This is a genomic window from Mycobacterium sp. IDUB_28, assembly GCF_055419285.1.
Genome location: NZ_JBVAXK010000002.1, coordinates 571,019 through 596,826 on the forward strand (window position 1 = coordinate 571,019; position 25,808 = coordinate 596,826).

The following is a 25,808-nucleotide window of genomic DNA, read 5'->3' on the forward strand; positions in this document are numbered from 1 at the left end:
TTGCCCGCACTGTCAACGGATCTGCTGGCGGGGGCGGGCGCGGTGGTGGTCGGCGGCAGCCGCGGCATCGGCCGTGCGGTGAGCGAATTCCTCTGCAGCGCAGGAGCTTCCGTCGTAGTCAACGGTCGCGACCCGGTCGCCGTCCAGCAGACTGTCGATGCGCTCACGGCTGCGGGAGGCCGCGCCGTCGCAGTGACCGGGGCCGCGGACGACGAACACGTCGCTGCCGCACTGATCGACGAATGCGCGACGACGTTCGGGCGATTGGACGTCCTGGTCAACTGTGCCGGCATCGCCGAACCGGCGAACTCCTCGATTCTGCGGATCACCCCGGCGGAGTTCGATCAGCTGGTCGGCTCGCATCTGGGCACCGTGTTCCACACCTGCCGGCTCGCGGCGCCGATCATGGCGGCCCAAGGCCACGGCGCCATCGTCAACACCGGCTCGGCCGCGTTTCTCGGCGACTACGGTGGTACCGGCTACCCCGCCGGCAAGGGTGCCGTCAACGCGCTGACGATGGCGATCGCGGCGGAGCTGAAGGCTGACGGGGTGCGCGCCAATGTGGTCTGTCCGGGTGCGAAGACCCGCCTATCGACCGGGCCGGCGTACGAGGCTCATATCAGGGACCTGCACCGGCGCGGGCTGCTCGACGAGATGACGATGCACGCTTCGCTGCACGCTGCCCCCGCGCAGTACGTGGCACCGCTCTACGGCTACCTCGCCAGCGACGTGGCCCACGACGTCACCGGCCAAATTTTTGTTGCCGCAGGGGGTTTCGTCGGACGCTACGGCCGGCCGGCGCCGCAGGTGCTGGGCTATCGCGACCACAGCGGCAACCCGCCGTGGACGGTCGAGGAGTTGCACACGATGATCGGTGGCCGGCTACCCGAGCAAACCGAACAGCAGCACCAGCGCGCCGCAGCCGACGACCACCAGCGCCGACCCCGTCAAACCGGTGCGGACTGACGCGCCATCGATCGGATCGAGCCAGCGCCGGAACGGTCGCGATGCCGCCGGAACCAGAACCCATTGCAGCAGAACAACACTGATGACGTTGCCCACGAAGATGGCCGGAGCTGTCGCGATCCCCAGCCCGGCGAGCGCCGGGGACAACCACTTGGTCAGCAGCATCACGGTCGGGTACAGGCACAGCACCACCAGCATGGCGGTCTTCCAGGCCGGCGTGATCTTCGTCTGACCGTCGGCAATGCGGACGGTGGAACCGAACGGCGCGCTGCTGGGCAGTTCGGCGAAGTCGTCGGTCAATTCGTCGCGTAGGCGCGGCAACGCATGCCGGCGCTCCGCCGAGCGTATCCAGCCGGACAGCTGGCCCGCGGTGCGGAAGCGCAGCAACGACATCCACTGCCCGGATTCGTCAGCGGGGAACAGTGCCGTCCCTTCATAGCCGGGGAACGCGGCGCAAGCCACCGTCAGATCACCCTGGGCGGCAACGAATTCGACGTCGTTGCCGGCAGCTACGCGGTGCAGGAATATGGTGGCGTTGGCCGGTGCCGGCTCCCCGTCCACGAGCATGAGATCGGCGGTGGACCGCTGAAAGCCCTGCGCGTGGCCGTCGGCGAGTACGGCCCGGCGGTCGGCGCCGTCGAGCCAACCGTCCAGCGTTGCGGCGCTGTCGAACGAGGTCGCGACACCGTGATCCAGCTGTTCGCCGCGCTGGACGGATCGGCGCGCGCTGACAAACCCGGCCGCCCTACGCGCCGAATCCAGGTAAGTGTCCAGCCACCGGTCGAACAGTTCGGGGTCGGCGGGGGGATGAAAGATCGTGATCCCGGTGGCGGCGACTGTCATCCCAGTTGTCTACCATCGCCGCCGGCAGTTTGCGCCGCACGGTCGATTTGGCGATGCGCGCACGTGGGTACGCGGTGCAGGCCCCGGGGTGGGGGCTCGATGGTGAGTCGGGTGCGCCGGGTTCGATTGAACATTACCGTGATGTCACGGGAGTGCAGCAGATGAGTCTGGGACACAAGGGTTTTGGAGTTCAAAACCGGTATCCGGCGCCGAGCGCCTCGACGGCCGCGTTGATATTCGGGACGATCGAGGTGCCGTAGCGGGTCACGATCTGACTGAGCGAGCGCGCGAGGTGTGGACCCACGGCGTCGGCCGGCAGGATGTCTTCGGCGATCACGACACCGTTGACGAGGTGTGCGGCCTGCAGTCGGCCGTCCCGCGCGACTTCGTAACGCCAGTCACCGATCTGGACTCGTTCCGGGTTGGACGAGAACAACCCGCGTCGGGCCGGCGTGTGCCGCACGCCCGGCAGTCCGGCGAAGACCTTGACCACCAACGCGATACCGCCCGGTCCGGCGAGCGCGCCTGCGATGGTGCGACTGATCCATTCGGGATCGAAGTCGCTCATCAGTTGTCCATCGCCAGCACGAAGGTGGGCTCGATGGTCTCTGCACTTCCGGTGCGTCGCACCGCGGTCCCCGCGGTGTAGAACTCCACGGTGTGGTGTCCCCAGGCGTAGTTGGACACCGCGAAGTGCACCCCCACCACACCGGTGGCACCGTCGCGCTCGGCTTCGGTCTGCATGCGCGTCATCGCCAGCTCACGCGCCTGATAGTTGCCCTGTGTCCACTGCGGCATCTCCATATTGCGGCCGATCTGGCGCAATGTCTGCATGAACCCTTGCACCGCAATGTGAAACACGCAGTTGCCCATCACGAATGCCACCGGGGCGAACCCGGAACGCAGCAGCGTCACCATGTCCTGACCGGACAGATGACTGGAAAACGCCTGGCCGTTGGGACGCCGGAAGGCGCCGGGCTTCGCGCTGTAACGCACTGCGGTGCCCACAGCCATGAATTCCAGGTGCTCACCACCCTCACCGTGGTGGCGCCAGTTGAGGCGTACCCCGACGATCCCGTCCGCCTGGAGCGCGTCGGCCTCGGCTTGCATGCGGGCCATCGCGTTCCAGCGCGCCCGGTAGGTCGCTTCGGTGAGCACACCTAGCTCCTGCTGTTGCCGCATGCCGGTGAACTGGAACCCGACGTGGTAGACCGACACCCCCATGACGAGTTCGATCGGCTCGAAACCGGCGCCGTGCAGCAGGGCGAATTCGTTGATCGACAGATCGGACGTGAAGGATTTTCCGGCGTGCGACAGTCGCTCGCTGGCGACCGGATCGAGCGACATCGGCTCCATGGTCGGGCGTCCCTTCTCCTGGTGGGCGGCAGCGTCGGCTCACGGTGTGAGGGTGATTGCCTCTTCGGGGCAGTTCTGGGCACCGGTGGCCGCCTGCACCTCCAACGGACCCGAGACATCCGCCAGCAGCAGTATCGAGTGCCCGACGTCATCGGCGTCGTACACGTCGGGCGCCAACGAGTAGCACCGGCCGTGCCCCACGCACCGGTCGGCGTCGAGCTCGATGTGCGTCATCGCACCGGCACCGGGAAGGTCAGCGGTAAGGCTTCGACCGAGCGGAGCGCCGCGGTGTACTTCAACTCGGTGCCCGGCGCGATCTCGTAATCGGGTATGCGACGGTGAAATTCGCGCAACGCGACCCGCAACTCCATGCGGGCCAGATGAGAGCCGAGGCAGCGGTGCGGACCGCCGCCGAACGCGCGGTGCCGGTTCGGGTTGCGGTTGAAGTCCACCAGCTCGGGATCGGCGAACTCGGCCGGGTCGGTGTTGGCGGCGCCCAGCAATGGGCTGACCCGCTCACCCTTGCTGATCGGGCAACCCCCGATCTCCACATCCTGCATGGCGACCCGCACCACGCCGGGAACCGGTGTCTCCCAACGCAACAATTCTTCGACGGCGTGCGGCAGGATGTCCGGCTGCTCGACCAGTTGGTGGCGGTGCTCGGGATTGCGGGCCAGGTACACGAAGAAACAGTCCAGCGAGTCGGTCACGGTGTCCAGCCCGGCGATCAAGAACAGGAAGCAGATGTCGAGCAACTCCTCGCGGGTGAGCGCGCTGCCACCATCCCCCTTGTGGTGCAGCGCGATCATCGCCGTAAGCACGTCGTCGCGGGGGTTTGCGATGTGGTCGTCGATGGCGCGCTCGAAATAGTCGTAGATCTGCTGCGCCACCGGCGCCGAGCTCGCGTGCCGGTCGTCCCAATCGGTGGCACCCGCCGGGCGGATCACGCCGTCCTTCCACTCCAGGAACGTGTCGAGATCGTCCAACGGCAAGCCGAGCAATTGCAGAAACACGGTACAGGGCAACGGCACCGCGAACTCGGCGTGGAAATCACACTCGCCCCGGCCGGCGAAACGGTCGATCATCTCGTTCACCAAAGCGGAGACCTGCGGCTCACGCCGAGCCATTTCGCGGGGCGTGAACAGCGGATCGAGAATGCGACGGTACTTGGCATGATCAGGCGGGTCGATCTGCAGTGGGATCAGTGGCCGCAGATTGCCGAGATCGACCGCGTCCATGTTCGACGAGAACAGATCGGTCCGTTTGAGTGCCATCTCGATATCGGAGAGCCGGCTGAGCACCACCGCTTGCGGGGAGCGGAACACCGGCGCCGATTCGCGCAGTGCCTTATACATCGGCTGGGGCTCAGCGAGACCCGTCACAGCCTGGTCGACGAATCCCTGGGCTTCTGTCATGGTGTCAGCCTGGCACCGCGGCCAGCGGTGGGCAATGCCCTCTTCGGATGGGTTATTTCGGTCTGGCGTGCCGGTGCGTGACGGCCCGCAGCACTCCGCGCAGCGCGTAGGCAGCCGTGACGAGCGACAGCAGGATCAGCAGGATGAACGTCACCATCCAATTGCTGCGGCTGTGGTTGACGTCCCACCAGATGACAGTGAACAGCAAGACGCACAGCAACAGCACGATGTCACGCCAGTTGCCTTGGTAGGACACCGCCGCCTTGCGCACCGCGCGACCCCGATCCGAGGCTTCCACCAGATCGTCGATGCGGGCGTTAATGGTGCGCTGCAACTCGGCGCGGCGTTCGGCGGCTTCCGGCGGCAGCCGGTCGAGCAGGTCCATATCCTGCTTGATCATGCTGCGAAAGTCAGGCCCCCGGAACTGTCCGGCGGCGATCGCCAGCATCACCCCACCCAGGACCGGCGCACTGTTCAGCGCGAGTTGTCCTATCCCGGCCATGCCCGGCCCTCCTTCGGATCGTCGTACTTCGACGAGGATTACCGAAGCAGGGCAGCGGATCAACCGCCGGTTACTTGCCGTGCGGCAACGCTTCCGGACCGGCCGAATCGCGCGGTTGGCTGCCGCGGGTCAGTCACGATATGCGCATTTCGATAGAAAGTGTTGTGGGACCGGATAATTCGGGCGGTAGCGTCACGGCGCAGGCCCGGTTCGTCGCACCTCGGACACGTCCCGCGCCATGACGAGCAGGGCTTGCGGCCAACTCAACCCGCGCCAGATGCGCGCCCCAGGCGAGCGCCCGAGAGGCATCGGTCCACTACATGCTGGACACTTGTCCAGCATGTAGTAAAGGTGCTGGCCTTACGCCCGCCTCAGGAACGGTTGCTGTGACGGATCCTGATACGCTGAAACTCATCTTGCTCGGACTATGGCGTCCTTGCTCCGGTGGGACCGGTCGACTAAAGTTCGAATCGAAACCAGACAAGTGTCCATAAATGCGGCATATGCAGCCCATGTCAGCCGCGTAGTCCGACGTTGTCGCCACTCGAAGGACCGTCCATGACCAGCAGGTACGCCGCCCTCACCCGTGCGCAGCTCGCCACCCTGGTGCCGGAGTTGCTGCTGATCGGTCAGATGATCGACCGGTCTGGAATGGCCTGGTGCATCCAGCAATTCGGTCGTGAGGCAATGCTGCAGATCGCGATCGACGAATGGGCGGGTGCGAGCCCGCTGTACACCAAGCGCATGCAGCGCGCGCTGCGCTTCGAGGGTGACGACGTGATCACCATCTTCAAAGGCCTGCAACTCGACATCGGTGCGCCGCCGCAGTTCATGGACTTCCGGTACACGGTGCACGATCGCTGGCACGGCGAGTTCCACCTCGATCACTGCGGCGCGCTGCTCGATGTCGAACCGATGGGCGAGGAGTACGTGCGCGGCATGTGCCACGACATCGAGGACCCGACGTTCGACGCCACGGCGCTGGCCACCAACCGCAGGGCCCAGGTTCGGCCTATTCACCGGCCGCCCCGGACACCGGCGGACCGCCAGCCGCACTGCGCCTGGACGGTCATCATCGACGAGTCCCACCCCGAGGTCGGATTCATACCGGCACTGGACATCGTCGGCCGTACCCGTGCGGCCACCACCGAACTCGATCCCATCGACGGGACCGAGCCGGGCCAGGCGGATTACTCGGGTCCGCTGGTCTCCGACTTCGACTTCGAGGCGTTCTCCCACTCGGCGCTGGTTCGCCTGGCCGATGAAGTGTGCCTGCAAATGCACCTGCTCTACCTCTCGTTTGCCCTTGCGGTGAGCGAACGCGCCGAGGGCGATGCGGAGAAAGTTCGCTTGATAGCCACCAAGCAGCTGATCGGCCTGGCGGGTCTGGCAGCCGAGCGGATCCACCGGTCACTTGAGCTACCCGGTGGTGTCGAGGGCGCGGTGCGGGTGCTGGAACTGCACCCGCTGTTCAACCCCGCCGCCTACGTGTACGCCGACTTCGAGCACGACCGCGTGCATCTGCATCCGTCGCCGGCCCATGAGGACGCGGCGTGGCCGGCACTCGTGTCGGCGGCATCGGTCGAACCGTTACAGGCGATCGTCGCCGCTGTCGATCCGCACCTGAGTGTCGAGGTGAGCGGAACGCCGACGGACTGGACCGCCATCGTCATCGAAACAGAGACTGCGGCAAAGGAATTCGATGAGGTTGCGGTGACAAAGTTCAGTGGCGGCTCGACATTTGTGTTCCAGCCGCGCAAGTCATTGCCGCTCACCCCGGTGTAGAGCTCTCGACGGATGCCCCGAGGATGAGCTGGACCGCTTCGTCCAGCTGTCCGGCGATCTCCTGGTAGGTGGCGAAGCGCGCGCTCATCAGCGCTCCGATAAAGGTCATCTGCAATGTCGACTTCACCGCGCGCGGCCAGCCCGGGCCGAGTGCGGCACCGATGCGCCGCGCCACCTCCTCGGCGATCTCGTCCCGCAGCGGCGCCACGGCGGCGTCGTCGGCGATCAGTGCCGCGCCGCAGCCCGCGGTCAGCTCAGGTTCTTCGGCAACGACAAGGGCCATGTCTCGCATCGTCGCGCTCACCCTGGTCCTGGTGGTGTCGTTGACGTCGGTGTGTAGCGGTAGTTCGCGCAGGAAACGCAGATAAACCGCGGCAACCAACGCACTCTTGGACGAGAAGTAGGTGTAGGCACTGGCCGGTGACACTCCCGCACGCTGCGCGACCGCACGCATGGTCAGGTTGGCGTAGGAGGATTCACGCAGCTCCTGCAGACCGGCGTCCATCACCTTGCGAATGGTCTGACCCGGACGCCGATCGGACCGGCGCCCGGTGCCGGTGGCGACGTCACCTGCCAGCGGCGCCCTTGCATCTCCTGACACCCGTCCAGTGTAGAAAGCCGGCCTGCCGGCAGGGCTGACGGACCGGCCGTAACGTAGGCGCTGTGAGCCGGGACGATCGACGTCAGTGGGACGCGCGTTATCTGCAGTCGGGAACGGCACCGGCGGTGGTGGCTCCCGAATTCCTTGCGCCGCATGATGATCTGATACCTACCGGGGGACAAGCTCTCGATATTGCCTGCGGCCAAGGCCAACACGCGGTTTGGCTCGCCCGGCGGGGTCTGCAGGTGTGGGGATGGGACGTGTCCGCGGTAGCCATCGCGGATGCACGGAAACTGGCGCGGCAGAACGGAGTCGGTGAGCGGTGCCGGTTTGATGCCGTCGACCTCGACGACGGACTGCCCGACGGCGATCCCGTCGACCTCATCCTCTGCCACAGGTTCCGCGACCGCCGCCTGGACCGGGCGCTGATCGATCGCCTGGCGCCGCGCGGTCTGCTGGCAATCGCCGCGCTGAGCGAGGTGGGCGCCGAGCCTGGGCCGTTTCGCGCAGCACCAGGCGAACTGCCCTCAGCATTCGCTGAACTGACGGTGCTGGCGGCCGGTGAGGGCGAGGGCCGGGCATGGCTGGTGGCGCAGGCGTGACGGGCAATCGCCGCGAAACCCCCCGCCAGGATGGGTTTCGCAGCGGCACAAGCGAAATCATTGAGTAACACCGCTGGTGAGCGGTGCGGGGCAACCGCGTCGGGTAGGGTCACAACCATGGAGCGGCGCGTCCTTGAAGCGGTCATCTATGAACGTGAGCCACCGATCGCGCGGATCATCCTCAACCGGGTCGACAAAGCCAACACCAAGGACGCGGTGCTGGTCACCGAGGTCGACACCTGCCTACACGAGGCAGACCGCGACGGTGAGATCAAGGTCGTCATCATCAAGGCGAACGGCAAGGGCTTCTGCGGCGGCCATGTGGCCCGCTGGGGTCCGGATGAAAACCCGTATCCCGATTTCGGAAACACCTTCGAGGACCTCTACAAAGGCACCGCCGACCTGTTCTTATGGCCGACGCTGTACCTGTGGGAGTTCCCGAAACCGACGATCTCGCAGATCCACGGCTACTGCATGGGGGGTGGGATCTATCTCGGGTTGCTGACGGATTTCTGTGTCGCCTCCGACGACGCCTATTTCCAGATGCCCCTTGCCCAAAGCCTCGGTGAGCCGGGCGGGCACACCATGATCGAACCGTGGCTGCTGATGAACTGGCACCGCACCATGGACTGGCTGCTGCTGGCCCCGACGCTGTCCGCTGAGCAGGCCCTGGAGTGGGGTCTGCTCAACAGGGTGGTGCCTCGGGATGACCTGGAGGACACCGTCGAAGAAATGGCGGCCAGGATCGCCCAGATCCCGCTGACCACGCTGATGGCGGTGAAGAACAACGTGAAGCGGGCCTGGGAGTTGATGGGCATGCGGGTGCACCTGCAGGTCAGTCACATTCTGACCAACATGGTGGGTGCCGCCACCGACGTGCAGGCCCGGCGGGCCGAGCTGATGCAGTCGGGCATGAAGCCGCGCGACTTCATCGGCCGCGACGAGTAGCGCGAGCAGACGCAAAAGCCCCTAATTTCAACGGGAAAAAGGGGCTTTTGCGTCTGCTCGCGCGGGTCAGCGGGTCATCTCGCCGGCCACCCGGCGGCCCGCCGCGTGTCGGGCGGCCACGTAGCCGAACACCATCGAGCTGGCGATGCTGGCCCCGGCACCCGGGTACGTCCGGCCCATCACCGTTGCAGTGGTGTTCCCGGTGGCGTAGAGCCCTTCGATCACCCGGTCCTGCTCGTCGAGTACCTGGGCGTGCTCATTGGTGATCACCCCGCCGCAGGTGCCGACGTCGGCCGGCAACACCCGGGTGGCGTAATAGGGCGCCCGGTCCAGCGGGCCGAGGGCGGCGTTGGGTCGGTAGCCGGGATCGCCCAGACAGTCGTTGTAGGCCGATTGCCCCCTGCCGAAGTCGGGGTCTAACCCCTTGCGGGCGAACTTGTTGAACCGCTGCACAGTTCGGACGAGTTCGTCAGCGGGCAGGTCGATGTGGCGAGCGAGGTCACCGAGGGCATCGGCCCGTTTGACCGCACCGTTGGCGATAAGTTCGGGCGGCAGGTGCTGACGCTTGACCGGGTTGGTACCCGCGACGTAGCGGCGCACGTAGCCGTCGTCGAAGATCATCCAACAGGGCACCGCTTTGTTGGCGTACATTGCTTTGCCCACTTCGACATACGAATTCGACTCGTTGCAGAACCGGCGGCCGGAGGAGTCGACGTAGATGGCGCCGGGGCGCTGACGGCCGGAGCCCAGCGACGCCGCGGCCGCGCCGCCGTTGGCGATGAAAACCGAAGGCAGCCACCATGCTTCGTCGAGCAGATCGGTCTTGGCGCCCAGTCGCATCGCGGTTTGCAGCACTTCGCCGGTGTCCCCGGCGTTGGCGATCGACCACTTGCCGTCGTTGGGCTGATCGCCGCTGTACCGCCGGCGCATGTCGGCGTTGTGGCCGAAGCCTCCGGCGGCCAGCAGAACGCCTTTGCGCGCTTCGACATTGACCGGGGTGCCGTCGTGGATGATACGTGCGCCGACGACGCGGCCGTCCTCGACGATCAGATCGTCCATTGCGGCGTTGATCCACAGCGGGGGTTCGCCATCGCTCAGGTCGATCAGCACCTTGAGCATCTGGCCGATCAATGACGCTCCGTTGGTGAGGAGTTGGCGGCGGGCGATCTTCGCGGCCCGAGTGCGGGCGAAAACCTTAGTGGCCACGGCGAATGCGCGAGGCGACCGGTTGAAGTACTGCACTGAGCGCAGTTCGTTGGTGAGTACGGTGTAGCCGTAGTTCTTGGCCAGCGACGGCTGCACTTTGTCGTGCCAGCGACCCAATTCGGCGGCGTCGAAAGGTATTCCCTCCACCGCCCGGCCGGACTCGTTGCCGCCCTTGTGGTTCGGGTAGTAGTCGCTCCAGCCGGCGCAGCGGATCAGCCGAACACCTTTGCGCACCAGGAAATTGATCATCTCGTAGCCGGCGGTGAGAAACATCTCCCGACGCGCGGGGGAGGAGGCCGGCCCGATGTCACCGACCACGTCGGCCAGGTAGGCCAGCCCGTCCTGGTGCGAATCGGGGATGCCGTCGGCGCGCATCAGCGGATTGTTGGGCAGCCAGACGATGCCGCCGGACAGGCCGGTCGAACCGCCCACCAGGGCCTGTTTTTCGACGATCAGGGGTTGCAGCCCGGCATCGAGGGCGGCGAGTCCGGCGACCATCCCGCCACCGCCGCTGCCCGCGATCACCAGGTCGACCGAGCGGTCCCACTGGGTGCTCATCGGCCGACACCGGCCGTGAAACCCAAATCTGCGATCGGCACGTCGATGGTGGTGTTGGTCTTCTGAATCGCCGGCACCAACGCCTGATACGGCAGACCAGCGAGGAATCCGTCGACCACGCGTTCGAAGTTGGAGATCAGCCCTTCGATCTGACTGGACAGCCGCATGAACTCAAACCCCTTGGAGTGCAGACCTTTTTGTTGTCTGGGCAGGTTGGCGAAATCCTGGGCCGGGATCGGCGGCCACCGCCGATCATCGGGTGCCATGGGCTCCGGTGGGGTCGGTCTGCCGGTGAGCTGGTCCGGCGGAATCCGGGTGAGCGACCAGATTTCGAACAGCGTGTCCTCTGGACCGAGCGGGCGGATGCGGTACGACGACGCGCTGCTGTACTGGGGCAGCAGAAAATAATGCGGGAAGCAGAACCCGATGGCATCCACGATGCCGCGGCGCTGCAGGTCGTTGAGGTCTGGAATATCGCAGCCGCGGGCCCGATGCCAATGCACCACAGCGTCATTGAGGGTGCGCTTCCACACCGCCATCGCCTCGGCGGGGTCGGCGGGCAACTCGATATCCTGCAAGCCCTCGGCGATTCGGACGTCGTTCTCGTGCGTCATCCCGGCCATACCTTCGCCCAGCGTGCGCATGAAATACAGGCTGGTCTGTACGGGTCCGGGTGGTTTGCCGGTCGCCGGCTGCGACGACGGCAGCAACTGCGGATGGGTCTGCGGGACGTGATAGCCCTCCATGAACGCGGCCGTCGCGAGCTTCCAGTTCACCGGAAGCCGGCACGACTGCCACCACTCGGTGCGCAGCGATTCGACCTTCCAGGCGTCGTAAATGGTGGCGAACGGTTCGAAGCAGTCCCGCAATCCAGGTGCGTCATCGTCGAGGTTGATCCACGCGCAGCCACCCCAGAGCTCACATCGCACCGGTACCAGAGCCAGATCCTGCGGGTCCAGATTTTCTTCGTCGAACGTCTCGGACCGCAGCACGAAGGTGTTGCGCCCGTCGATACCCCAACACCAGCCGTGGAACGGGCACACGAAAGTGCGCCGGGATCCGTTCCCCTCCACCAGTTTCACTCCGCGGTGACGGCACGCATTGTGGTAGGCCCGCACGTTCTCGGTGTCCACCCGCACGACGATGATCGACTGATCCAGGATTTCGTACTCTACGAAATCGCCCGTCTTGGGGATCTCCTCGAGCCGGCAGGCCATCTGCCATACCCGCGGCCAGAACATCTCGTTCTCCAGCGCATAGAAGTCCGGGTCGTAGTACCGCTGTTTGGGAATCCGGTCGGCGGACTGCACCGCCCACGGCACCGGAAGCGGCGTCCAGTTCACGTTCATAACGTTCCTTCAGTCATAGGATCCGGGACCTTCGTCCGTGCCAGTAGCGTTCCCGGATACGTCGCTTGTAGAGCTTGCCGTTCGGGTCGCGGGGTAGCTGCGGGTCGAATTCGATGGTGCGGGGGCACTTGTAGGCAGCCAGGTGCGCCCGGCAGTAGTCGATCAGCTCGGCCGCCAAGTCGGGGCCGGGTCGGATGCCGTCAGCTGGTTGCACGACGGCTTTGACTTCCTCGCCGTACTCGTCGTTCGGCACGCCGAACACCGCCGCGTCGACGAGCTTGGGGTGCATCACCAACACGTTCTCCACCTCCTGCGGATAAATGTTGACCCCGCCGGAGACGATCGTGAACGTGGCACGGTCGGTGAGGTAGAGATACCCGTCTTCGTCGACCCGGCCCACGTCTCCCAGGGTGCGCCAGCCGCGATCGTTGGAGACCGAGGCGGTCTTGGCAGGATCCTTGAAGTACTCGAAGTCGGGGCCGCCTTCGAAGTACAGCTCACCGGATTCACCGACGGGCAGTTCCCGGCCGTCCTCGCCCACCACGTGGACCGTGGTCATCGGGATGCCCACCGACCCCGGGTGGGCCAGCCACTCCTCGGGCCCGATCGTGGTGCCCGCGAATCCTTCAGTGCCACCGTAATATTCGTGGATGATCGGGCCGAACCAGTCCATCATCCGATGCTTGACGTCGACCGGGCAGGGTGCGGCTGCATGGATCACGCACCGCAGGCTGGACACGTCGTACTCGTTGCGCACGGACTCGGGCAGCTTGAGCATCCGCACGAACATGGTCGGCACGAACTGAGCGTGGGTGACCCGATGCGTCTGAATCAGCCGCAGCACCGTCTCGGCATCGAACTTGGGCACGATGACCGACGCGGCGCCCACCCGGTTGACGGCCATGGTGTAGTTCACCCCGGCGGCGTGATACGCCGGAGCGGGGGACAGGTACACGCACGACGGATCCATCCCGTACTTGTGGGTCAGCGCGAGCTGCAGGACGGCTTGCGCCCACGACCCGTTGCCGTCGACAGGCAGTGGGCGGCGCACCGCTTTGGGACGGCCCGTGGTGCCCGATGAATACAGCATTTCCGAACCGTCCGACAACGCAGGCGCCGGGCCGGCGCCCGCGAGCACGTCCTCGTACGACTGCCAGCCGGTGAGTTCACCCCCCACGGCCACGTGCATGCGCACGGCGGAATTGACCGCACCGAGTCCGGCGGTGAGACCGGCGTACGACGCATCCACGAACACCGCCCGGGCGTCGGAATCGTCGACGACGTAGGCCACCTCATCCGGCGTGAAGTGGGTGTTGACGGTCGTGTAATACAGCCCGGAAAGCTGGCAGCCCCAAGTGATTTCGAAGAACTCCGGCCGGTTCGGCAGGATCAGCGCCACCCCGTCGCCGCGACGCAGGCCCGCGTCGTGCAGCGCCGCGGCGACCCGTTGGCTACGGGCATACAGCTCGCCGAACGAGATCGCGCAACCGTCGACGATCAGCGCCGGCGAGTTCGGCGCTGTGATCGCGTGGTCTGCGATGTTCACCGGCGCACTCAGCTGGTGGGCGCACCGTCGGTAGACGCGGCGGCGGCAGCCTGACGGCGGGCCTGCTCGGAGGGCAGCACCTTGTCCTTGAACACGGTCTGGATCAGCTGCTGCACGTCCTTACTGATGGAAGCGAGAGCGACCAGGTCGTTGGAACTCTGCCAGTGCACCCGCATGCCCATCAGCTCCCAGGCGCGCTTGAGATTGGCCTTGGTCGCCAGCAGCGTCGTCATCGGTGCCTGCGCGATATGGCGCGCGATCGCCTCCACACGCGCATCCAACTCCTCGCGCGGCACGACCTCATTGACCAGACCGACCTCGAGTGCCTTTTTGGCATCGATGACCTCGGCCAGATACAGGTAGTACGCGGCCCGCCGCCAGTTCATGAAAACCCAAGGCTCGATTGAGCATTCACCGGAGGGCATGCCGAAGCCCTGCAGCGGCGGGTAGGAGAAGTAGGCGTCTTCGGCGGCGATCACGATGTCGGTGGTCAGCCCGTAATGGGTGCCGCCGCCCACGCAGTAGCCATGCACCTGCGCGATGGTCGGCTTGGAGAACTCCCACAGGTTCAGGATCGGCTTGACGAACAGGTCGGTCTGCGGCTTCCACGGCGTGCCCATCACCCCGGCGGCCTCGACGAAAGACGGGTAGTCGACGGCGTTGTTGCCGATCGCGTGGCCCGAGCAGAAGCCTTTGCCGTTGGCTTTGAGAATCAGCACTTTGATGTCGTAGTCGCGGTCGGCGTCCAGCAGGGCGGCGTCCACCTCTTCGGCGAGCTTCTGGTCCTGCGCATTGGCTTTCTCGGGCCAGTTCAGCGTCACCCGTGCGATCGGGCCTTCCTTTTCGTAGATGATGCGTTCGCGAGTCTCGTTGAGGTCCATACGGCTGCCATACCTTTCGTTGGATCGGATTATGAAGTGATGACGCCGATTTGGGCGCCGATGTCGTAGGTGGTGCCGACTTCGCCGGTCCACTGCACGGTGCCCGATGCCCCGGCTTCGATTTCCTGCTCCACCTTCTCGGTGGCGATCACGTAGATCGGGGTGCCCTCCTCGACGTGTTCGCCGGCGCCGACGAGCAGGTCGGTGAGTTCGGCTTCGGACACGGCCACCGAGACGCGGGGGATCCGAATGATGAAGTCAGCCACGGGCGGCGACCTTGTCCAGGGTGCGCTGCGCCGCGGCCACGATTCGCGCCGGCGACGGATACATCTGCGCCTCCAGCGCGGGGGCGGCCGGGTTGGGCACGAAACGCGCGGCCACGCGCTCGATGGGCGCGGCCAGTTCGCCGAACAACTCGGCCTGCAGGATCGCCACCACTTCGGCACCCGGGCCGGCGAATTGGACGGCATCGTGCACGACCACGACCCGCTTGGTGCGACGCCCGGATTCGACGATCGTCTCGACATCAAGTGGGACCAGGGTGCGCAGGTCGACGACTTCGGCGCTGACCCCCTGTTCGGCCAGGGTGGCCGCGGCCGCGAGAGCGTCGTGCACGGCGCGGCCGTAGGCGATTAGACTCACGTCGGCTCCGGAGCGCTTGATGTCGGCCTGCCCCAACGGAATTGCGAAGCCGGCGTCCAGCGGAACGGGACCCTTGCGGCTCTGCAGCCGGATGGTCTCCACGAACAGACACGGGTCGTCGTCGAAGATGGCTGAGGTCAGCAGGCCCTTGCCGTCACGGGGGGTGGAGGGGACGATGACCTTCATTCCCGGGATGTGCATGAACCAGGCTTCCAGGGATTGTGAGTGCGTCGCGCCGGTGGCCAGGCCCGCGTAGACCTGGGTGCGGATGGTGATCGGTGCGGTGGTGCGCCCCGCCGTCATGAACCGCAGTTTGGCGGCGCTGTTGATCAGCTGGTCGGCGGCAATGCCGATGAAGTCCATGATCATGATCTCGGCGACCGGGCGCAGGCCGTCGATCGCCGCGCCGATCGCGGCCCCGACGATCGCAGCCTCGGAGATTGGGGTGTCCAACACCCGGTCGTGGCCGTACTTCGTCGACAATCCGGCAGTGGGTCCGGACGCCCCCGGGTCGGCGATGTCCTCGCCGAGCAGGAACACCCGGTCATCGGCTTCCAGCGCCTGGTCCAGCGCGAGGTTGAGCGCCTCGCGCATCGTCATCTCTTTCTCTTGCATGCTGTCTGGAACCTCACACCGGAAACTTGATCGGAGTCGCGTACACGTCACGGTCGAGTTCGTCGATGGCCGGTGGATCGGCGCCCAGCACAGTGCGTAGCGCGTCCTCCACGCGTGCCGCGGCGTCGGCATCGATGCGGTCGAGGGCGTCGGCACTACAGATCCGGGTGTGGGCCAGGTGTTCGCGAAACCGCGGCACCGGGTCGGCGGCCATTGCCGCGGCGAGCTGGTCCTTGGGGATGTAGGGCATTCGATCGCCGAAATAGTGGCCGCGGAAGCGAAAGGTCACGCATTCGATGAACGTGGGCCCGCCGCCGCCGCGCGCCCGGTCCAGCGCTTGGTCCAGCGCCGCTTTAACCGCCAGCGGGTCGTTGCCGTCGACCCGGACTCCCGGCATGCCGTAACCGGCCGCGCGGTCGGCGACCTGTTCGAGTTTCATCGTGTCCGACGTCGGAGTCATCTCGGCGTACAGGTTGTTCTGGCAGACCAGCACCAGCGGCAGGTCCCACAGTGCGGCCATGTTGGCCGCCTCGTGGAACGAGCCGGTGTTGGTGGCCCCGTCGCCGAAGCTGACCACCGTGACGCGGTCCAGCCCCTTGCGTTTGCCGGCTATCGCCAGCCCGACCGCCACCGGGAGACCGGCACCGACGATACCGGTCGAAAACATCACTCCCGCAGCAGGATTGGCGATGTGCATGGTCCCGCCCTTACCGCGGCCGGCGCCGACGACCCGCCCCATCATCTCGCCGTAGATCTCCTCGAGAGGCACACCTTTGCCGATGAGGTCGTGCAGTCCCCGGTAGGTGGTCACCAACTGATCGTCGGACCGCAGGGCGACCGCCATGGCGGCGGCGATGGCCTCCTGACCGCGCGACGGCCAGTACACGCACATGAACTCGCCGGTGGCGATGCCCTTCGATAGACGGTCGTCGGCCGCCTTCATCAACGCCATCAGCTCATAGAGGCGACGTGCCACGGGCGCCGGCCCCGGGTCGCGGTCATTCACCGGGCTTCTCCATCTTCATTGCAGGACAATTGCATCCGCGGAGTCAGGATCCCGACCAGGGCTTGACTTTGAGGAAGCCGCCACCGTCTACCCGCAGTTGCTGACCGGTGATGTAGCGGGCAGCGTCGGAGGCCAGGAACAGCACAGCGGCGCTGATGTCCTCGGGTTCCACGTAGGGGATCGGCATCGCCTGAACCAGCGGGAAGATCGGTTCGGCGTCGGCTCGGGTGGGGTTGGGCAGGTCGGGGCGAAACGCGCGGTACATCGGCGCGCTGTGCAGCATCTCGGTGTTGACGTTGGTCGGGTGGACCGCGTTCATCCGGATGGAGAACGGCGCCAACGCCCGTGCGAAATCGTTGACGTAATGCGCCGCAGCGATTTTCGCGAATGCGTAGCCGGCCCCGCCAGGTCCACCGTCGATGCCGGTGGTGTTCATCGACGACATGAAGGCGGCGTTGGATCCGATCACAATGACCGACGCCCCGGCTTGCAGATACTTCAGGCTGCCGTGCACCAGGTTGAGCACTCCACCCAGATCGACGTCCACCGCATCGGCGAAGGCCTGCGGCGGCAGACCCGCGGTCAGCGGGCAGATCCCGGCGTTGGCGACGACGATGTCCAGCCGTCCCAGTTCGGTGACGCCGTCGTCGATCGTGGCGAACAGGGCCGCGCGGTCGCGGACATCGGCGATGGCCGAGAACACGCGCTGACCTTCCTTTTCCACCAGTCGCACGGTTTCTTCGAGATCCTCGGGGCGGGCCAGCGGGTACTCGTTGGTCTCGATGTCTTCACACAGGTCCACGGCGATGATGTCGGCACCCTCAGCCGCCAGCGCCCGCGCGTGGGATCGGCCCTGGCCCCGCGCCGCGCCACTGATCAGCGCCACCCTGCCGGTCAATTGGCCCATGATCCGCCCCTCACCCCGGTGTGTCCGAGCCAGCTAGATAGCCTGCGGCACAACGCCATTCGACCCCCGCCAGTCGATCTCGGCGCAGTGCATGTCCAGCTCCGTCGCATCTGGTCCGCCGACGGCCACGCACCGATGCGCTCGGTCGCCGGTTGGGCTATCAATATGCCTTACAGTAGCTAGAATATCTAAAATAGCAAGAAATGACGTGCGTCACTCAGGGGGTGGACAATGGCGGCTGTGCTCAGCGGCGTTCGAGTCGTGGAGTTGGCATCGTGGACGTACGTGCCGTCGGCCGGCGTCGCATTGGCGGACTGGGGCGCGGACGTGATCAAAGTGGAGGGCGTCGCGTCCGGCGACCCCGGCCGCGCGCTGGTCGTCGGCGGCTTCACCCGCGAGGCAGCCCGCGCCGACGCCGACTTCATCCTGGAGTTGAGCAATCGCGGCAAGCGCAGCATCGCAATCGACCTTAAGTCCGACATGGGCAGAGATCTGTTCGGTCGCCTGCTGGCGACCGCCGATGTGTTCCTCACCAACTGGTTGCCCGGCGCCCTGGAGCGGGCCCGACTCACGGTCGCAGACATCCGCTCGTTCAATCCGAACATCATCATCGCCCGGGGCACCGGGCTGGGGGTGCGCGGTCCCGATCGGGACCGGGGCGGGTTCGACGCCGCCACCTATCTGGCGCGCGGCGGAGTGGCCTATACGCTCACTCCGTTCGGCACCGAGAATCCGGCAGTGCAGGGTCCGGCGTTCGGCGACCTGCAGGGCGGCGCGACGTTGGCCGGCGGGGTGTGTGCCGCGCTGTTCCACCGCGAACGCACAGGCGAGCCCAGCATCGTGGACTCCTCGCTGCTCGCGCAGGCGATGTGGGCCATCGCGCCGTCGATTTCGGTGGCCGACCTGTTCGACATCGACGGGATCCCCGGCGCACCACCGGGATTGGCGATCAATCCGCTGGTGGCGCGGTACAGGACCAAGGACGACAGGTGGATTCAGCTGGTCTTTCTGCAACCGGACAAGTTCTGGGCCGGCTTCTGCCGGCGGATGGGCCTGGGCGAGTTGGCCGACGATCCGCGGTTCGTGCCGTCGAGCAACCTGATCGCCAACGCAGCCGAAGCCACCGAGATCTTCGCGAATGCGTTTGCCCACCAGGATCTTGCGCACTGGCGGCGGGTGCTCGAAGACGAACCGGGAGTGTGGGGAGCGCTGGCCACCCCGCGTGAAACGCTCAACGATCCGCAGGTCGAACCCAATGGATATGTCATCACCAATGTCGACGACCGGGGCGAGCCTTACCGAACCGTCGCCGCACCAGTGCAATTCAACGAGACCCCGCCGAATCCCTCGCGGGCGCCCGAACACGGCCAGCACACCGAAGAGATCCTGCTGGAGCTGGAGCTGGACTGGGACGACATCGCCCGCGCGAAGGACGTCAAAGCAATTCTGTAAGCGTTGTCACATGCGGCCACCGAGTGGGTGTCGGACCGCAACGACCCGGATGATCGCAACAGACTCAGGATGACGATGTTCGTGTCAAGCATTTGGACCAATGCTCGCTTCAGCTTCATCTAGTGTGTCGGCGTGGGTCAGACGAGACTGGACGCGCCCGGCCGCCTGCAGCGCTACGAGCAGGCGTTCGCCGGTCTGGACGCACCCTTCGCCTTCGTGGACCTCGACGCGATGTGGGACAACGCCGGACAGCTGCTGCGGCGGGCAGGCGACAAGCCGATCCGGGTCGCCTCGAAGTCATTGCGGTGCAGGCAGTTACAACGCGAGATCCTCGATTCACATGCCCGGTTCGACGGCCTGATGACGTTCACGCTGCGCGAAACGCTGTGGCTGGCCGGACACGGTTTCGAGAATCTGTTGCTGGCCTACCCGACCACCGACCGGGCAGCCTTGCGTGAGTACGGCGAACTCTCCGCCGAGAATCCGGCGGGCGCGCCGATCCTGATGGTCGATTGCGTCGAACATCTGGACCTGATCGAGAGCGTGACCGATCGTCCCGTGCGGTTGTGCCTGGACCTGGACGCCGGCTTCTGGCGCGCGGGCGGGCGGGTCAAGATCGGCCCCAAACGCTCACCGCTGCACACTCCCGAGCAAGCCCGCGCGCTGGCCGAGGAGATCGCCCGGCGTCCGAAGCTGCGGCTCGTCGCGCTGATGTCGTACGAAGGGCACATCGCCGGCCTCGGCGACCGCGCACCGGGCAAGCCGGTGCAGAACGCGATTGTCGGTTGGATACAGCGTCATTCCATCGCGGAGTTGCGGGATCGCCGCGCCCGCGCAGTTGATTTGGTGCGTGCGGTCGCCGACCTCGAGATCGTCAATGCCGGTGGTACCGGAGACCTGCAACTGGTCGCCCGGGAGCCGGCGATGACCGAAGCGACCGCCGGCTCGGGCTTTTACGCACCGGCACTGTTCGACTCCTATTCGGCGTTTACGTTGCAACCCGCGGCCATGTTCGCACTGCCGGTGTCGCGCCGGCCCGACGACACCACCGCGACCGCACTGGGTGGCGGTTACCTGGCCAGCGGGGTGGGCGCCAAGGACCGCATGCCCACTCCCTATCTGCCGACTGGCCTGAAGTTGAGTTCGACCGAAGGTACCGGCGAAGTGCAGACGCCACTGACCGGCGCCGCGGCGCGCCGGCTGAAGATCGGCGACCGAGTGTATTTCCGGCATGCCAAGGCCGGCGAACTGTGTGAGCGGTTCGATCATCTGCATCTGGTCCGCGGTGCGGCGATCGTCGACACCGTCCCGACCTATCGGGGTGAGGGATGCACATTTCTCTGAGCTCGGGGACGAGCGGGTCTCTGAGCTCGACCACGACAACACAACGTGCGCAGGAGCTTTGATGACGACGACGTGGACCAACTGGGCCGGCGACCAGGTGTGCGCGCCGGTGGCGATCAGGCGACCCACCTCCGAAGGTGAACTGGTCGACATCGTCACCCGCGCAGCGCGACAAAGTCAGCGGGTACGGGCCGTCGGCACCGGGCATTCGTTCACCGACTGCGCGTGCACCGACGGCGTGATGATCGACATGACGGGCCTGCAACGCGTTCTCGACGTCGACGCGGCCCGCGGGCTGGCCACCGTCGAGGGTGGCGCCCAACTGCATTCGCTGTTCGCGCAGTTGGCCGCGCGCGGATTCGGCATCGAAAACCAGGGCGACATCGACAAGCAGTCGATCACCGGCGCTACGGCTACCGCAACGCACGGCACCGGAGCCCGGTTCCAGAACGTATCGGCCCAGATCGTCTCGGCGCGACTGGTCACTGCCGGCGGGGAAGTGTTGCAGGTGTCCGAAGGAGACGACTATCTGGCCGCCCGCGTGTCGCTCGGAGCCCTGGGCGTCATCTCGCAGGTCACCTTCAAGGTGGTGCCGTTGTTTACCGTGCATCGCGAGGACGAGTTGCGGCCCCTGGCCACGACACTCGAGCACCTCGACGAGTACGTGGACGACAACGACCATTTCGAATTCTTCGTCTTTCCGCACGCCGACACAGCTCTGACACGCACCTCACGGCGCAGCTACCAACAGCCGAGACCAGAACCGTTGTGGAAGAAGAGGTTCGGGGAGGAGTTCGAGAACGTCGGATTGAATCTGGTCTGCCGCGCCGGACGTCGGTTTCCAGGCGCGGCGCCGCAACTGAACCGGCTGCTGACCGGCCTGATGTCGCCGGCAACAGTCCAGGATCACGGTTGGAAGGTCTACGCCAGCGCACGCAACGTCAAGTTCACCGAAATGGAGTACGCCATACCGCGCATGCATGCACAGGAGGCGGTGGAGCGGGTGATCGACGTCGTGCGCCGGCGCCGGCTGCCGATCATGTTCCCGCTCGAGGTGCGTTTCAGCGCGCCCGACGATGCGTTCCTGTCGACTGCGCACGGCCGCGACACCTGTTACATAGCGGTGCACCAGTTCACCGGCATGGAGTTCGAAAGCTATTTCCGCGCAGTCGAAGAGATCATGGACGAGTACGCGGGGCGACCGCACTGGGGCAAGCGGCACTATCAAACCGCTGCAGCGCTGCGCGGGCGTTATCCCGAATGGGATCGGTTCATCGCGGTTCGCGACCGCCTCGACCCCGACCGCGTATTCCTCAACGACTACACCCGCCGCGTGCTCGGCCCCTGAGTCCGGCGGCTTCGAGCGGATATCAACGCGCTCACGGGAGGGTCTCGATGTCGACGTGCGTCTGGCGCAATGAGCGACGGCCCGCAAATCATTGCACGGTATGCCAGTTGTGAATCGTGAAGGAACCAAGCTATGACGGCCAGCTGTGCCCCCACCCAGAGCTCGCACAGCCCGAGTTCGGGACGCATTCTCGACACCGCGCAAGGCATCCTGATCGGTTTGCGCCGGTGCCGTTCGGACAGCGCATTCGACGAATTGCACAGCGCCGCACAGCGTCACCGGGTTCCGGTGTTCGCGATGGCGTGGGCACTGGTGCATCTGGCCGGCGATGGCGAACGGACGCCCAGCTTCGTCGAAGCGCAGTCGGCCGCGCGGGACGAGTGGGGAGAGTTGTTCGCCGCCGACCATCTTCGGTCGCTGGCGGACGTTGCCGGGACGGGTTGAGCGCTCCGCGGCAACGGGGAAGTGCCGCGGCCCTCAACTGCTGTCGTCGTGGGCGAACCAGCACGTCCTTCTCGGGGCGTGGAACTGGCCGTGAATGAAGCGGTGCGACAATGCCGTTCGTGACCCGGGCGACACTAACCCTGCGGGGGCAGTGCCCCTGCAGACACGATCAGCGCTTCGATCGCCGTAGCGCGTTCGAAGCCTTCCACCTCTACCCGCCACTCGTAGATACCCGGATCCAACGGGATTCCGCCCGGGATGTTCAGGGTGAGCGGCATGCGGACCGCGGTGCCGTGAATGGCCCCGGGCAACCGACCCGCTTCTGCGGCGGCCTCGAACAGGATCCGTTGCGGGCCTTGCGGACCCGGCACCACCACCGGTTGGCCGTCGGTATTCAGCAGCTGACAGGTCAGCCTGTGCTGTTTGTTGGTCTCGTCCCAGTCGATGTCCAGGAAGATGACTAAAGCGAAAGGCGGCGTGGGTGTTTGACACTGTCGCCAGCCCAGCCCGAGGGTGTGCACCTTCCCGGACTGGATGTCGGCCTGGGCCGCATCGGCGAGGAAAAGACTGACCTTCATGCGGTGGCCGACATTCCGTACGACCCTGCGGTTGCCACCGCGATCACTGCCTGATCCACGTCATGTTCCCAATCCGTCTCGCGACTGCCCTGCCATGGCGTCCGGGCGCGCCCCCTCGACCAGAGTCCGGGCCGATGATACGCCGCCGCTGCGGCATCCATCCGACCCGAAGGCACTACGGCCCGCTATTTGCCCGGCGGCAGCTGACGTGGACCCTCGGGCGCGCGCAGCTCGCGTGGCCCTTGCCGTTGGGCCAGTTCGTACTGGCTGTCCTCGCCGGCCCGGGCGCCGACCGACAGGCCCGCCAGGTCGGGCCGGGGTGGGTGCGTCAGGGACGCGTACTGCGGGTCCGCGCCGACCTGGCGGTAGTCCGCGGCCCGATGCTGCCCGGCCGCGCTGCCCCGCGAGGATTCGATCCGGTGGGACCCGGCCGGGTCCTCGTGAGAACCTCCGGGGCCAGGATCCTGGTGCGCCGGACGGTGGCTGCCGCCGTCGGAACTCTGCGAATCGACCGTGACCTTACGGGTGCGCTTCAGCGAGAACGCGATCTCCTCGACTTCTTCGAACACCTGACGCGCGCTGCGTAACGGCTGGGTGGTGTTGTCGATGACCCGGGCGACGAACGGTGGCACCAGCGGGCGGATCCAACGGGCAGCAGCTCGGGTGGCGTCCGGAAGGGACGGAATCATCGGGGCTCCCCGTTCCTGTTCGGTCGGTTGCGGCTCTTCGTAGTGCTCGACGACGTGCTGGACGGGTTCGGGCACGGCCGGCAGCTGCTGCGGCGCGTCGACGTGGGCATCTGTTGGCGCAGCATCGCCGGCGGGCAGCTGCGCCACCGCCCGACTGGCCGCCTCCGCTTCGGCGGCGATCGGCAAGTACATGTCATCCTCCACTGGCTCGAAGGTACGTTCCGACGACGCGTGCACCGGGGCCTCGATCGCTTCGATGACTCGACGGCGTTGGTGCTCCCGGTCGATCTCGGCCTGGGCTTCGATGGCCAGCCGCGTCTGGGTGAGTTGGTGCTCGGCCCACATGATTTCGGCGGCACGGCGCACCTCGGCACGCTTGATCGCGATTGCGGTGTCCGCGTCCAGCTCGGCGCGTTCACGCTCCGCGCGCGCCGTCGTGTGGCGGTCGTGGGTTGTCTCGCCGCGCCACAGCCGCAGAATCAGCGGCAGCAGATACAGCAGGACGAAGAACGCGACCGCCAGTAACCGCAGCACCGGCGCACCGACGCCGGCCTCCGGTCCGAATGTCACCTCGTTCATGGCCACCCATCGCGCACTCAGCCCGCGGCCCGCGTCGGCCACCACACCGTGCCGCGCGGCCAAGACCGCCTGCTCATCGCGTGCCAGCCGAGCGTCCAGGTCGGGTGCTCGTCGGTCCCGAGTTGCCGTCGCGGTGTCCAGCGCACGTTGTGCATCCGCGAGCAGTTCGTTGGCGGTCCGCGTCTCCGGTCCCTGGCCGGGGTCGCCGGTGATGCGGGTCTGCGGGCAACCCGGGCTGGGATGGTATTCGCAACGAGCCACCACCAGAGCCCGGTCCAGATCGCCGCGCGCCTGTTCCACCGGCGCGTCCAGCGCCGACCGTGCCGCCCGGCTCTGCTGCCAGGCCGCGGTCGCTTGCGCGACGGCCGGCGTCGAGTCCGCGGTGCGCAGGGCACGTTCGTCCAGCCGGCGGTCGATCGCTGCCGAGAAAATCACCAGCGCGGCCAATTCGCCGACCAGCACGCCGAGGGCCACGGCGACCGCCGCGCGACCGGCAACACCGCTACGGCCGCGGGACGGGCCGCCGGCCACACCGCGGCTCACGGCGCCCACCAGCAGGCCGAAAGCGAGTGTGCCGGCGGCGATCGCCCACCAAGGGGCGGCCTGGATCGACGACCGCATGGCCAGGGCCGCAACCAGCCAGGCCAGGATCGCCCCCAGTGCCACCACCGCGCCCGCTACGGCGTGGGTTGATCGTTCGTGGCGTTCGGCGAGTTCTCGCCAGTGGCCGCCGCCGAGCCAGGTCAGCAGTCCTTCGATCCGGGTGACGGCGGGGCGCTGCTCAGATGATTCGTGCGCGCGCATGGGACTCAACACCTCCAATCACTCCAGGGTGGCAGGCCCGCAGTCGACACACCGAATCGAACAGCCCGCTTGTGGCGTTGTTCACAAATTCGATAGAAGTGGCCCAGATCACACAAATTGGGCGACGCGACCGGATCAACGTCTGTCCGGGCAGCTGACATGAGACGGTAGGAATCTATGCAAAACCACGACTTCCTCAGTTACGAAGAGTTCGGCCGCAGATTCTTCGAGGTCGCGGTCACGCCCGACCGGGTGGCCGCCGCCTTCGCCGAAATTGCAGGCAGTGAGTTCGCCATGGACCCGATCGCCCAGGGCCCCGGCGGTATTGCCAAGGTCAGTGCGAACGTCAAGATCCAGGAGCCACGGGTCACCCGCAAGCTCGGCGACCTGATCACGTTCGTCATCCACATCCCGCTGACCATCGACCTGCTGCTGGACTTGCGCCTGGACAAGCAGCGTTTCGTGGTCACCGGCGATATCGCGCTGCGGGCCACGGCGCGCGCGGCCGAACCGCTGCTGCTCATCGTCGACGTGTCCAAACCGCGGCCCTCCGACATCACCGTCAACGTGTCATCGAATTCATTCCGCGGCGAAGTGCTGCGCATTCTGGCCGGTGTGGACGGCGAGATCCGGCGCTTCATCGCCCAGTACGTCAAAGAAGAGATCGACAAGCCGGAGTCCCAGGCCGCCCAGATCATCGATGTCGCCACCCAGGTGGCCACCGCCTGGACCGGTATCTGACCAATCCCGTTGTCCGGCAAGCCCGTTCATGCCGACGAAGATGCCGGTGTTTTCTCCCTGCCGCGCTCGGGTATGTAACCGCGGGACTGTTCACAGCGGGA

At 66.2% G+C, this 25,808-nt stretch carries 25 protein-coding genes and 1 pseudogene; 9 read left to right on the forward strand and 17 right to left on the reverse strand.

All coding sequences use genetic code 11. From position 1 onward, the window contains the following. Positions 1–876, forward strand: a pseudogene (locus tag ACZYZ9_RS06435) (SDR family NAD(P)-dependent oxidoreductase); the annotation flags it as partial. A 6-nt stretch (positions 877–882) separates the two neighbouring features. Here ACZYZ9_RS06435 and ACZYZ9_RS06440 read toward each other — a convergent pair. The 6 genes from ACZYZ9_RS06440 to ACZYZ9_RS06465 form a co-directional block, all read right to left on the reverse strand. Next, entirely contained in the window at positions 883–1,809 is a 927-nt protein-coding gene (locus ACZYZ9_RS06440) for an antibiotic biosynthesis monooxygenase (protein WP_463825369.1), read from the reverse strand. A 190-nt stretch (positions 1,810–1,999) separates the two neighbouring features. Then, on the reverse strand, positions 2,000–2,377 hold the full coding sequence (locus ACZYZ9_RS06445) for a DUF5073 family protein (RefSeq protein WP_463825370.1): 378 nt from the start codon (positions 2,375–2,377) through the stop codon (positions 2,000–2,002). Further along, positions 2,377–3,165 carry a heavy metal-binding domain-containing protein gene (locus ACZYZ9_RS06450; RefSeq protein ID WP_463825371.1) on the reverse strand — a complete coding sequence of 263 codons (789 nt, stop codon included), beginning with the start codon at positions 3,163–3,165 and terminating at the stop codon, positions 2,377–2,379. Before ACZYZ9_RS06450 ends, ACZYZ9_RS06445 begins: the two co-directional genes overlap by 1 nt. Before the next feature lie 39 nt (positions 3,166–3,204). Beyond that, the gene (locus tag ACZYZ9_RS06455) at positions 3,205–3,399 is read right to left on the reverse strand and encodes a ferredoxin (protein ID WP_463825372.1); all 195 of its coding nucleotides are present in this window, start codon (positions 3,397–3,399) and stop codon (positions 3,205–3,207) included. Continuing rightward, complete coding sequence (locus tag ACZYZ9_RS06460) at positions 3,396–4,580, reverse strand: cytochrome P450 (RefSeq protein ID WP_463825373.1); 1,185 nt, start codon at positions 4,578–4,580, stop codon at positions 3,396–3,398. The genes ACZYZ9_RS06455 and ACZYZ9_RS06460 overlap by 4 nt, the downstream gene beginning before the upstream one ends. Before the next feature lie 52 nt (positions 4,581–4,632). Next, positions 4,633–5,082: a hypothetical protein gene (locus tag ACZYZ9_RS06465; RefSeq protein WP_463825374.1), complete on the reverse strand. Its 450-nt coding sequence runs from the start codon at positions 5,080–5,082 to the stop codon at positions 4,633–4,635. A gap of 558 nt (positions 5,083–5,640) precedes the next feature. Here ACZYZ9_RS06465 and ACZYZ9_RS06470 point away from each other — a divergent pair. Next, entirely contained in the window at positions 5,641–6,867 is a 1,227-nt protein-coding gene (locus ACZYZ9_RS06470) for a hypothetical protein (RefSeq protein WP_463825375.1), read from the forward strand. Here the strand turns inward: ACZYZ9_RS06470 and ACZYZ9_RS06475 are convergent. Further along, complete coding sequence (locus tag ACZYZ9_RS06475; RefSeq protein WP_463825471.1) at positions 6,854–7,372, reverse strand: TetR/AcrR family transcriptional regulator; 519 nt, start codon at positions 7,370–7,372, stop codon at positions 6,854–6,856. The genes ACZYZ9_RS06470 and ACZYZ9_RS06475 overlap by 14 nt on opposite strands. A 158-nt stretch (positions 7,373–7,530) precedes the next feature. Between ACZYZ9_RS06475 and ACZYZ9_RS06480 the strand changes: the two genes are divergently transcribed. Continuing rightward, on the forward strand, positions 7,531–8,070 hold the full coding sequence (locus ACZYZ9_RS06480; protein ID WP_463825376.1) for a class I SAM-dependent methyltransferase: 540 nt from the start codon (positions 7,531–7,533) through the stop codon (positions 8,068–8,070). A 117-nt stretch (positions 8,071–8,187) separates the two neighbouring features. Then, positions 8,188–9,018: an enoyl-CoA hydratase-related protein gene (locus ACZYZ9_RS06485; RefSeq protein ID WP_463825377.1), complete on the forward strand. Its 831-nt coding sequence runs from the start codon at positions 8,188–8,190 to the stop codon at positions 9,016–9,018. A gap of 66 nt (positions 9,019–9,084) precedes the next feature. Here ACZYZ9_RS06485 and ACZYZ9_RS06490 read toward each other — a convergent pair whose 3' ends face one another. The 8 genes from ACZYZ9_RS06490 to ACZYZ9_RS06525 form a co-directional block, all read right to left on the reverse strand. Further along, entirely contained in the window at positions 9,085–10,782 is a 1,698-nt protein-coding gene (locus ACZYZ9_RS06490; RefSeq protein WP_463825378.1) for an FAD-binding protein, read from the reverse strand. Beyond that, a complete protein-coding gene (locus ACZYZ9_RS06495) occupies positions 10,779–12,131 on the reverse strand; it encodes an aromatic ring-hydroxylating oxygenase subunit alpha (protein ID WP_463825379.1) in 1,353 nt (450 codons plus the stop codon). Before ACZYZ9_RS06495 ends, ACZYZ9_RS06490 begins: the two co-directional genes overlap by 4 nt. A 13-nt stretch (positions 12,132–12,144) precedes the next feature. Then, positions 12,145–13,677: an acyl-CoA synthetase gene (locus tag ACZYZ9_RS06500; RefSeq protein WP_463825380.1), complete on the reverse strand. Its 1,533-nt coding sequence runs from the start codon at positions 13,675–13,677 to the stop codon at positions 12,145–12,147. A gap of 8 nt (positions 13,678–13,685) precedes the next feature. Then, positions 13,686–14,558: an enoyl-CoA hydratase-related protein gene (locus ACZYZ9_RS06505; RefSeq protein WP_463825381.1), complete on the reverse strand. Its 873-nt coding sequence runs from the start codon at positions 14,556–14,558 to the stop codon at positions 13,686–13,688. A gap of 29 nt (positions 14,559–14,587) precedes the next feature. Further along, on the reverse strand, positions 14,588–14,824 hold the full coding sequence (locus ACZYZ9_RS06510; RefSeq protein WP_463825382.1) for a biotin/lipoyl-containing protein: 237 nt from the start codon (positions 14,822–14,824) through the stop codon (positions 14,588–14,590). Beyond that, positions 14,817–15,815: an alpha-ketoacid dehydrogenase subunit beta gene (locus tag ACZYZ9_RS06515; RefSeq protein WP_463825383.1), complete on the reverse strand. Its 999-nt coding sequence runs from the start codon at positions 15,813–15,815 to the stop codon at positions 14,817–14,819. The genes ACZYZ9_RS06510 and ACZYZ9_RS06515 overlap by 8 nt, the downstream gene beginning before the upstream one ends. 13 nt (positions 15,816–15,828) lie before the next feature. Further along, positions 15,829–16,767, reverse strand: coding sequence for a thiamine pyrophosphate-dependent dehydrogenase E1 component subunit alpha (locus tag ACZYZ9_RS06520; protein WP_463825472.1), 939 nt, complete (start codon positions 16,765–16,767; stop codon positions 15,829–15,831). A 97-nt stretch (positions 16,768–16,864) separates the two neighbouring features. Further along, positions 16,865–17,728 (reverse strand): mycofactocin-coupled SDR family oxidoreductase, encoded by an 864-nt coding sequence (locus ACZYZ9_RS06525; RefSeq protein WP_463825384.1) that lies wholly within the window; start codon positions 17,726–17,728, stop codon positions 16,865–16,867. A gap of 231 nt (positions 17,729–17,959) precedes the next feature. Between ACZYZ9_RS06525 and ACZYZ9_RS06530 the strand changes: the two genes are divergently transcribed. From ACZYZ9_RS06530 to ACZYZ9_RS06545, 4 genes are all read left to right on the forward strand, one after another. Further along, positions 17,960–19,180: a CaiB/BaiF CoA transferase family protein gene (locus ACZYZ9_RS06530; RefSeq protein ID WP_463825385.1), complete on the forward strand. Its 1,221-nt coding sequence runs from the start codon at positions 17,960–17,962 to the stop codon at positions 19,178–19,180. Positions 19,181–19,312: 132 nt separating this feature from the next. Further along, positions 19,313–20,524 carry an amino acid deaminase/aldolase gene (locus ACZYZ9_RS06535; RefSeq protein ID WP_463825386.1) on the forward strand — a complete coding sequence of 404 codons (1,212 nt, stop codon included), beginning with the start codon at positions 19,313–19,315 and terminating at the stop codon, positions 20,522–20,524. A 61-nt stretch (positions 20,525–20,585) separates the two neighbouring features. After that, the gene (locus ACZYZ9_RS06540; RefSeq protein WP_463825387.1) at positions 20,586–21,872 is read left to right on the forward strand and encodes a D-arabinono-1,4-lactone oxidase; all 1,287 of its coding nucleotides are present in this window, start codon (positions 20,586–20,588) and stop codon (positions 21,870–21,872) included. Positions 21,873–22,004: 132 nt separating this feature from the next. Then, positions 22,005–22,316 (forward strand): ANTAR domain-containing protein, encoded by a 312-nt coding sequence (locus tag ACZYZ9_RS06545; protein WP_463825388.1) that lies wholly within the window; start codon positions 22,005–22,007, stop codon positions 22,314–22,316. Positions 22,317–22,450: 134 nt separating this feature from the next. Here the strand turns inward: ACZYZ9_RS06545 and ACZYZ9_RS06550 are convergent, their stop codons facing one another. After that, on the reverse strand, positions 22,451–22,894 hold the full coding sequence (locus tag ACZYZ9_RS06550) for a DUF6941 family protein (RefSeq protein ID WP_463825389.1): 444 nt from the start codon (positions 22,892–22,894) through the stop codon (positions 22,451–22,453). A gap of 185 nt (positions 22,895–23,079) precedes the next feature. After that, a complete protein-coding gene (locus ACZYZ9_RS06555; RefSeq protein ID WP_463825390.1) occupies positions 23,080–24,966 on the reverse strand; it encodes a DUF4407 domain-containing protein in 1,887 nt (628 codons plus the stop codon). A 177-nt stretch (positions 24,967–25,143) separates the two neighbouring features. Between ACZYZ9_RS06555 and ACZYZ9_RS06560 the strand changes: the two genes are divergently transcribed. Next, on the forward strand, positions 25,144–25,707 hold the full coding sequence (locus tag ACZYZ9_RS06560; RefSeq protein ID WP_463825391.1) for a hypothetical protein: 564 nt from the start codon (positions 25,144–25,146) through the stop codon (positions 25,705–25,707). Positions 25,708–25,808 lie beyond the last annotated feature (101 nt).

Excerpts from the sequence above, each read along its gene's own strand:
- ACZYZ9_RS06440 (WP_463825369.1), bottom strand. The coding sequence starts at position 1,809 with ATGACAGTCGCCGCCACCGGGATCACGATCTTTCATCCCCCCGCCGAC.
- ACZYZ9_RS06445 (WP_463825370.1), bottom strand. The coding sequence starts at position 2,377 with ATGAGCGACTTCGATCCCGAATGGATCAGTCGCACCATCGCAGGCGCG.
- ACZYZ9_RS06450 (WP_463825371.1), bottom strand. The coding sequence starts at position 3,165 with ATGGAGCCGATGTCGCTCGATCCGGTCGCCAGCGAGCGACTGTCGCAC.
- ACZYZ9_RS06455 (WP_463825372.1), bottom strand. The coding sequence starts at position 3,399 with ATGACGCACATCGAGCTCGACGCCGACCGGTGCGTGGGGCACGGCCGG.
- ACZYZ9_RS06460 (WP_463825373.1), bottom strand. The coding sequence starts at position 4,580 with ATGACAGAAGCCCAGGGATTCGTCGACCAGGCTGTGACGGGTCTCGCT.
- ACZYZ9_RS06465 (WP_463825374.1), bottom strand. The coding sequence starts at position 5,082 with ATGGCCGGGATAGGACAACTCGCGCTGAACAGTGCGCCGGTCCTGGGT.
- ACZYZ9_RS06470 (WP_463825375.1), top strand. The coding sequence starts at position 5,641 with ATGACCAGCAGGTACGCCGCCCTCACCCGTGCGCAGCTCGCCACCCTG.
- ACZYZ9_RS06475 (WP_463825471.1), bottom strand. The coding sequence starts at position 7,372 with ATGGACGCCGGTCTGCAGGAGCTGCGTGAATCCTCCTACGCCAACCTG.
- ACZYZ9_RS06485 (WP_463825377.1), top strand. The coding sequence starts at position 8,188 with ATGGAGCGGCGCGTCCTTGAAGCGGTCATCTATGAACGTGAGCCACCG.
- ACZYZ9_RS06490 (WP_463825378.1), bottom strand. The coding sequence starts at position 10,782 with ATGAGCACCCAGTGGGACCGCTCGGTCGACCTGGTGATCGCGGGCAGC.
- ACZYZ9_RS06495 (WP_463825379.1), bottom strand. The coding sequence starts at position 12,131 with ATGAACGTGAACTGGACGCCGCTTCCGGTGCCGTGGGCGGTGCAGTCC.
- ACZYZ9_RS06505 (WP_463825381.1), bottom strand. The coding sequence starts at position 14,558 with ATGGACCTCAACGAGACTCGCGAACGCATCATCTACGAAAAGGAAGGC.
- ACZYZ9_RS06515 (WP_463825383.1), bottom strand. The coding sequence starts at position 15,815 with ATGCAAGAGAAAGAGATGACGATGCGCGAGGCGCTCAACCTCGCGCTG.
- ACZYZ9_RS06520 (WP_463825472.1), bottom strand. The coding sequence starts at position 16,767 with ATGGCGTTGATGAAGGCGGCCGACGACCGTCTATCGAAGGGCATCGCC.
- ACZYZ9_RS06525 (WP_463825384.1), bottom strand. The coding sequence starts at position 17,728 with ATGGGCCAATTGACCGGCAGGGTGGCGCTGATCAGTGGCGCGGCGCGG.
- ACZYZ9_RS06530 (WP_463825385.1), top strand. The coding sequence starts at position 17,960 with ATGGCGGCTGTGCTCAGCGGCGTTCGAGTCGTGGAGTTGGCATCGTGG.
- ACZYZ9_RS06540 (WP_463825387.1), top strand. The coding sequence starts at position 20,586 with ATGACGACGACGTGGACCAACTGGGCCGGCGACCAGGTGTGCGCGCCG.
- ACZYZ9_RS06545 (WP_463825388.1), top strand. The coding sequence starts at position 22,005 with ATGACGGCCAGCTGTGCCCCCACCCAGAGCTCGCACAGCCCGAGTTCG.
- ACZYZ9_RS06550 (WP_463825389.1), bottom strand. The coding sequence starts at position 22,894 with ATGAAGGTCAGTCTTTTCCTCGCCGATGCGGCCCAGGCCGACATCCAG.
- ACZYZ9_RS06555 (WP_463825390.1), bottom strand. The coding sequence starts at position 24,966 with ATGCGCGCGCACGAATCATCTGAGCAGCGCCCCGCCGTCACCCGGATC.
- ACZYZ9_RS06560 (WP_463825391.1), top strand. The coding sequence starts at position 25,144 with ATGCAAAACCACGACTTCCTCAGTTACGAAGAGTTCGGCCGCAGATTC.